Here is a 6,445-nt window from a genome sequence, read left to right on the forward strand (position 1 = left end):
TTGTCACATTACGAGCCTGAATGGCCGTTTGCAGGTCTTAGACTAAATGACGGGTTAAGTGACAGTTTTTGACGGCGAGAACTTTCTGGCTCACACTGTCACATAATCGAACGTATATGTGACAGGTGAAGTGATGTTGATCGGCTATATGCGAGTGTCAAAAGCGGACGGATCCCAATCCACCGATCTGCAGCACGATGCACTGATCGGCGCTGGAGTGAGTCCTTCACATCTCTATGAGGATCTGGCTTCAGGCCGACGCGATGATCGACCGGGGTTGGCTGCTTGCCTGAAGGCGCTCCGTGAAGGCGACACGCTGCTTGTGTGGAAGCTCGATCGGCTCGGGCGCGATCTCCGCCATCTGATCAACACCGTGCACGACCTGACTGCGCGTAGCGTGGGATTGAAAGTCCTGACCGGTCACGGTGCTGCGGTCGACACGACGACTGCAGCGGGTAAGCTTGTGTTCGGTATTTTTGCTGCGTTGGCCGAGTTCGAGCGGGAGTTGATTTCCGAGCGCACGATGGCAGGATTGGCATCGGCACGAGCACGCGGCAGGAACGGCGGGCGGCCGTTCAAGATGACCGCAGCGAAACTGCGATTGACCATGGCGGCGATGGGGCAGCCGGAAACCGTGGTTGGCGATCTATGTGAGGAGCTCGGCGTCACTCGACAGACGTTGTACCGGCACGTCTCGCCAAAGGGCGAGTTGCGTCCAGATGGCCTGAAGTTGCTTTCACGTGGCTGATTTTGACCAGGAGGCGAATGGCTAACTACGGCCAGAAGCGTACGCTCAAGGCGGTTGAACCAGCAGAGCCTTTTATCACTCGAGTCATAAGTATCTGGAATTTTTCTAAAAAATCATACGCTTCTGCCTTTCTGGAACTTCTTGTTTTTCCTCCTCAAAAGAGGGAGAATAACCGGAAGTCGAGCTAGCAGGAGCTAGATAAAATGCATATGAATGTTGTCTTTTCTGAGTCTGATGAAGTAGCTGCGCGCCTTGAAGAGCTTGGAGTCTCTGAAGCATCACTCAGAGAAGCCATCAACCAAGGGCATCTACAGCGCGCTAGGCTGACACCAAACCATCCTCGTATTTTTCCAGGGCTAGAAATGTGGGGCTGGTGTGTAGCAGGCCTACGTGATCAGCTTCGCCCTCTCGGCTGGATTGCTCATGTGGCAGGCAATTACGAGTCGACAGTAAATAATGCTCTTGATCTGGCTATTGCAGTGGCCTCAGGTGATGAGGCGACGGGGATTGCTCACTCGCACCCTTCTAATAGGTCCAAAAAGGGAAAAAATACTGTTGAGGCTGTTGAGGGGAATCGACAAGGAGACTTGTTTTTTGAACTGCTACCTGAAAAAATTATAACAGCCCCTTCCAATCATGATACGTGGATTTTGCTGCATCACACTGATGTCCATAAGAAGGAAATTCGTATCGAATTTTCTAAGCCTTGGGATATCGGGGAGGATGGTAAAATTACATCTTGGGCTGAACGTATCATTCTATGCAGCATCTCCTTCGATGACGACATCCAACTGGAGGATTTCATTGAACCCGATGGTATGAATATTAATATCAACATTACTAGAAAAGCATCTTGACTTACCATGTTTAATGCCATGCGATTTTCCCTCGCCCGGAAGCGGAGGGGAATGAAGAAACGTGAACTAGCCATTTTAATTGGGGTGACCGAGCGCTCCGTGTCGGGCTATGAAAACGGTACTCAGGAACCTGAGTCTGGAACGTTACGTCGAATTGCAGAGGCCCTTGAGTTTCCTGAGGGTTTTTTCTTCGGCGACGATCCTGAGATCCCTACTCCAGATGTTGCAAGTTTTCGTTCACTTTCGAAGATGTCAGCTGCTCAGCGTGACTCCGCACTCGGAGCAGGAGCCATCGCTTTACTTTTGAATAGCTGGATTGAGTCAAGATTTGATTTGCCGAAGCCTGATATTCCAGACTTAGGCAGCGACAGGGGTTTTTCAACCGTAAACCAAGTCGATTTCGAGTCTCAAGAACTTGAGGAGTACCCGGCATCAGGTGCAATCCAGGGCCCTGAAGCCGCAGCGGAAATGCTGCGGGCACACTGGGGGTTAGGGCAGAATTCCATCAGAAATATAATTGTTCTATTGGAGTCGAAAGGCGTAAGAGTCTATTCATTGGCGATTGATGCCAAAGAGGTAGACGCGTTTTCAATGTGGAGTGGTGGACGCCCCTTCATGTTTTTAAATACATACAAATCAGCTGAGCGCTGTCGGTTTGATGCTGCTCACGAACTTGGCCATTTGGTTTTACATCAGCATGCACACCCACAAGGTCCAGATTTGGAAAGAGAGGCTAATGCCTTTGCCTCAGCTTTTCTTATGCCACGAGCTAGTGTGTTAGCTCGGGCGCCGCGTTCAGCGACAATTCAAAGTCTCATAAAATTTAAGAAATATTGGTCTGTCTCAGTGGCAGCATTAAACTACCGCCTCCATACCTTAGGTTTAATTACTGATTGGACATATCGAACTCTATGTATTCAGATCGCCCAAGAGGGATATCGGACTTCTGAGCCTGAGTCACTGCCCCATGAAAAATCGGTAATCCTTGAAAAGGTTTTTTCTGCGCTGAGAGATGAGGGGGTCAGCAAATATAGCGTGGCAGAACAGTTGGCTATACCTCAGACGGAAATAAATGAACTTACGTTTGGACTTATGTTGAACGTGTTAAAGGGAGGAGCAACGTCAGGCGCTATAGGTAATGGAGGGAGCCCATCCTCTCTCCGGCTGGTCAAAGGATAAGCTTTATCTTTTGGCCGGACCTTGGCATGGTGTACCTCAATCGTCACTGAATTTTACTTTTGGGAAGAAACATAATGGACTTTGTATTCGGTAAAAAGAAAAATCCTCAGGCAGTTGACGAGTTAGTTCAGTCCCTTCGTGAGCTCGATATAGAAGGAAGCCTATATATAGGCTACCCAATTTTTGAAGTTAATGAAAATGCAGTTCTTACTGACGCCTTGATGGTGACAAAAGATCATGGTGTGGTGGTCTTCGATCTCAGTAATACTGCTGAGGATGATCCGGTCGTAGTTGAGGAATATCAGGACGATCTATACAGGGGGCTGGTTAAACGATTTTTAGCTGAAAAGGGATTGGTTAATAGGCGTGATCTTTCCATTCAAGTGAATGTATTATCTTTCAGGCAGGATGTTCTGGAAGGTGTAGATTCGTGCACCCCTGATACTGTGGTTTCGACTATTCAGCAGTTTGCGGGTATTTCTGGTGAGCAATTCAAGCTCGTAAATGCTTCGATTCAAAAGACATCAGTTCTTAAGCCTGCTAAAAAGAGAACAAAAGTTAAAGATGAAGGTTCTTTGGGCTCGACTATAAAGAAAATTGAAAAAGAGATTGCTAACTTAGATCGATGGCAAAAGAAAGCTGCGATCGAGTCGCCTGATAAGCCTCAACGGATAAGAGGGCTTGCTGGATCCGGCAAGACAATAATTCTTGCTATGAAAGCCGCATATTTGCATGCTTATAATCCTGAGCTTGTTATTGCTGTTACGTTCCAAAGTCGATCTCTTTACCAGCAGTTGGAAAGGCTTACAGATAAGTTTTATTTTGAGCATAAGCAAGAAGATACGGATCCAAGCTTTCTTAAGATTCGCCATGCGTGGGGAAGCACAAGGGAAGTAGGTATTTATTCTGAAGTCTGTAGTCAGATCGGAATTGTACCTCTGAATTTTATGGATGCAAAGCAAAAATATACGCGTGAAACTGCTTTTGAGGGGGCGTGTCAAGAAGCTCTTGATGCAATCAGCGGGATTCAAGTTGAGCCGTTGTATGACTATTTGCTCATTGATGAGGCTCAAGATTTTCCAGTTTCTTTTTTCAAATTAGTTTACAGGTTTGTGCGTAGTCCCGAAAAGTTGATTTGGGCTTATGATGAGTTGCAGAATTTAGGTAATTTTACAATGCTGCCGGCAGATGAGCTTTTTGGATGCTCTGCCGAAGGGCGCCCACTTGTTCACCTTGAAAATGAGCCTGGTCGTCCTCAGCAAGATATAATGTTGCCGATTTGTTATAGGAACCCCCCTTGGACTCTAACACTTGCTCTCGCTTTAGGGCTGGGTATCTATCGGGATAGTGGGCCCATACGCATGTTTCCGGACCCCCGATTTTGGAAAGATATCGGCTTCGAGCTCGTGTCTGGCGAGTTGGCTCTTGGGAAGTCTGTTTCGTTGCAGCGTTCCTCCTCAAGGACGCCTGACTATTTTTATAGCTTGATGAATGTTGAGTCAGCGATAGGGTATCAGGGATTCGATAACAAGGAGTTACAAGGTAAGTGGGTCGCTCAGCAAATTCAGCATGATATTACTAGCGGTGAGCTTGAGTTCAGCGATGTGTTGATAGTTTTTCCTGATGCATACACGTTGAATAGTGAATCGGCTTATGTGATGCACGAACTAAGAAATCTCAATATAAATTGTCATGTCGTAGGAAAGAGCAGCAGTCAGGATGTGGTTTTTGTTGAGGATTCTATAGCTATTACGCATATACATCGGGCCAAAGGTAACGAAGCTCCGATGGTTTACGTGATGAATGCGCAGCATTGCTGCTCCGGTTTCGATTTAGGGAAAAAACGAAATTCCCTGTTTACGGCCATCACTAGAGCTAAAGCTTGGGTAAGAATTACAGGTGTTGGAGCTGGAATGCAAACTCTGGTCAAGGAAATTGATCAGGTCTTCGCAAACAACTTCATGCTTAATTTTACATATCCCACTCGAGAGCAATTGAATGAGTTGGAGAATGCTTACAAGGATAAGTCGCCTGATGAGGTACAAGAGCTTTATCAAGGGTTCGGCCAGATTAAAAAAATTAAGCGTCTTTTAAAGGAAGGGAAGATAGCTTTGGAAGACCTGCCAGACGATCTCCGTGATCTCTTCGAGTGACTGACTATGCCTATTCAGTCTGAAGAGTTAATTGGCGCAATTAATCAGTTGATTTTTGAATGGCAAAAATCTGGATTAATAATCGATTCTAGGAACCATCAGGCGTACCAAAAATCGAATGGTTTGGTAGAGGTTACCTGGGGCAATGACGGGTATGTTTTGAAGGAAAATGATTTTTCAACTTTGAGCGAGTACTGCTCGTTAGTTGAAAATAGACAATACTCGATGCTGCTCGCGGATGGTTCTTTTTTTCAAATTTCGTATGGATTACGTAGGCGTGAGGTTGTTCGTCATCGGTTGTGTTGGTATCCCTCGCCCGTCAAGTTTTCAGAGGAGTTAATGGATTCCGGAGGCATTATTGATGAGGTCTTGGAGCGAATGGCTAAAGGAGATACAAGTTTTTTCCAATCCAGAAGTCCGCTAAGGTTCGATTACTCTCCTGATGACGCTAGTGAGCTGCACCCTGAGGTTCATCTTCATATAGGTCACGAAGACTGCAGAATTCCGGTTAAATCTGCACTCAGTTTAAGATCGTTCATGGTATTTGTCGTGGAAAATTTTTATGCCGATATTAGTGCAGGCTCTCGCCTACATCGTGATGCTTTGAATTGGTTTTGTGGGGATAAACTGACACATGATCAAAGACAGAGAGTGCATATCAACGGAGTCTAGGAAGGTACGGAGATTAGTCCTGAATTTGACAAACCTACTAAACGATGTAGCTCAGCCGCTAGGGTTTTGCCTTGGAGCAAAATGCATAACCGTTCTAGCGGATGGCAGTGTCACGGTAGGGCAGCATCTCTAGCGACTGCCTGCTTCTGGCCGGTTTCGGCCTGCCGTCACCGACGGCAGCCGACCCCAAGCGGCCTGTCAGCACAGGCAGAAATCGGCCAAAGGCGGACACTCACACCAGATCGCCGGCCATGTGGGCGGACGTTCCCCCTCACGTAGGCAGCATAGAGAGCCTATATGTCGTCCAATGAATGTGCTTTTCAAGGCTTTAAGTGGCGTTGTGATACTATGCACAAATCTTAATGGAGATAATGCAATGATAAAGGAAAAATATCTTTATTTGTTTTACGTTGTTTTAGTTGTATGTCTAGCTTTCGGGTTGGATTTAATCTCCTCGAATGTTGCGGTGGAGTTTAGCAACAAAGTTATATTGAATTCAGCGGGCGAGAAGGTGACCTCATTGGAAGCTACATTTCCATTGTGGTACCAGATTATTGGCCTCGTAAAAAATTTTTTATACGGGTTAGGTGCGGCAATATTCATCACCGTGTTCATTGCAAATAGATTGCAAAAAACATTACATGACGAAAAGCAGGAGGAGCTAAATAAATTAAATGAAGCGATCAGTGTAAATGTCTTTGATAGCCTTGGCGGTTGCAGGAGCTGAGTGCAACACGGTTATTGAATTGAAGCAGGAGCCTCATGTTGCAAGCCCATCAGCTGAGTGAATACCTCGATCGGACACAGCCAGTTAAATCGCTTGCGTGGTCGGATGT

General features: G+C 46.3%; 6 protein-coding genes. All 6 read left to right on the forward strand.

The window, feature by feature from the left end:
- Positions 1-133: 133 nt before the first annotated feature.
- The 6 genes from AC19YX_RS35065 (at position 134) to AC19YX_RS35090 (ending at position 6,336) form a co-directional block, all read left to right on the forward strand.
- The gene (locus AC19YX_RS35065) at positions 134-748 is read left to right on the forward strand and encodes a recombinase family protein (RefSeq protein WP_463936506.1); all 615 of its coding nucleotides are present in this window, start codon (positions 134-136) and stop codon (positions 746-748) included.
- Positions 749-951: 203 nt separating this feature from the next.
- Entirely contained in the window at positions 952-1,605 is a 654-nt protein-coding gene (locus AC19YX_RS35070) for a hypothetical protein (protein ID WP_463936508.1), read from the forward strand.
- Between the two features lie 18 nt (positions 1,606-1,623).
- Positions 1,624-2,784, forward strand: coding sequence for a helix-turn-helix domain-containing protein (locus AC19YX_RS35075; RefSeq protein WP_463936573.1), 1,161 nt, complete (start codon positions 1,624-1,626; stop codon positions 2,782-2,784).
- A gap of 74 nt (positions 2,785-2,858) precedes the next feature.
- Entirely contained in the window at positions 2,859-4,937 is a 2,079-nt protein-coding gene (locus AC19YX_RS35080) for a DEAD/DEAH box helicase (RefSeq protein ID WP_463936510.1), read from the forward strand.
- A 6-nt stretch (positions 4,938-4,943) separates the two neighbouring features.
- Positions 4,944-5,609: a DUF2290 domain-containing protein gene (locus AC19YX_RS35085; protein ID WP_463936512.1), complete on the forward strand. Its 666-nt coding sequence runs from the start codon at positions 4,944-4,946 to the stop codon at positions 5,607-5,609.
- 376 nt (positions 5,610-5,985) lie between these two features.
- Positions 5,986-6,336 (forward strand): hypothetical protein, encoded by a 351-nt coding sequence (locus AC19YX_RS35090; protein WP_500608025.1) that lies wholly within the window; start codon positions 5,986-5,988, stop codon positions 6,334-6,336.
- Positions 6,337-6,445 lie beyond the last annotated feature (109 nt).

Source organism: Pseudomonas sp. MF09150, assembly GCF_059862355.1.

Excerpts from the sequence above, each read along its gene's own strand:
- AC19YX_RS35065 (WP_463936506.1), top strand. The coding sequence starts at position 134 with ATGTTGATCGGCTATATGCGAGTGTCAAAAGCGGACGGATCCCAATCC.
- AC19YX_RS35070 (WP_463936508.1), top strand. The coding sequence starts at position 952 with ATGCATATGAATGTTGTCTTTTCTGAGTCTGATGAAGTAGCTGCGCGC.
- AC19YX_RS35075 (WP_463936573.1), top strand. The coding sequence starts at position 1,624 with ATGCGATTTTCCCTCGCCCGGAAGCGGAGGGGAATGAAGAAACGTGAA.
- AC19YX_RS35080 (WP_463936510.1), top strand. The coding sequence starts at position 2,859 with ATGGACTTTGTATTCGGTAAAAAGAAAAATCCTCAGGCAGTTGACGAG.
- AC19YX_RS35085 (WP_463936512.1), top strand. The coding sequence starts at position 4,944 with ATGCCTATTCAGTCTGAAGAGTTAATTGGCGCAATTAATCAGTTGATT.
- AC19YX_RS35090 (WP_500608025.1), top strand. The coding sequence starts at position 5,986 with ATGATAAAGGAAAAATATCTTTATTTGTTTTACGTTGTTTTAGTTGTA.